Source organism: Halorubrum sp. Atlit-26R (assembly GCF_003666015.1).
In the GTDB taxonomy this organism is placed as follows: domain Archaea; phylum Halobacteriota; class Halobacteria; order Halobacteriales; family Haloferacaceae; genus Halorubrum.
Map to the genome: position 1 here is coordinate 1 of NZ_QPLT01000388.1, position 518 is coordinate 518.

General features: G+C 62.9%; 1 pseudogene. It reads left to right on the forward strand.

From position 1 onward, the window contains the following. Positions 1–518, forward strand: a pseudogene (locus tag DVK07_RS23065) (hypothetical protein); the annotation flags it as partial.

Sequence of the window (518 nt, forward strand, 5' to 3'; positions counted from 1 at the left end):
GACTACAGACCCCGAGGCTGATGAGTCGCACTCGACAGCGTCAGAGACGGGTCCAGCCGACGAGGAACACTCACAGCGATCAGGCGTCGATGTCCAGGCAGACGACGCTGATGACACTACAGCGAACGACGCTCCCGAGACGCCAACATCCGATCAGGCTGACACGGCAACTGAGTTAGTTGAATCGGACGATAGTGGCGCTACAGCGTCTGCCAACGTAGGCGACGACGAGACGGGGACAACAAAAACACAAACCAGCGGCAACGGGATCGACGACACGACCGCCGACCCACCAGATGAGTCCGCCGCCGACACCCCTGCGACCACGTCGACAGCGACTGACGGGGGGACACAGCCGACGCTGTCCGCGGTTGCGTCGCTTGACCTGCCGGACGAGGTGTCCGTAGACGAACTTGTCGCTGTCCTCACCGACTCGCGGACGGTGTACGAGGTTCGGCGGGGACTCGGCGTCGATGACGGCCAGGCCCGCGCAATCTTGCGACGGTATGACCTGATTG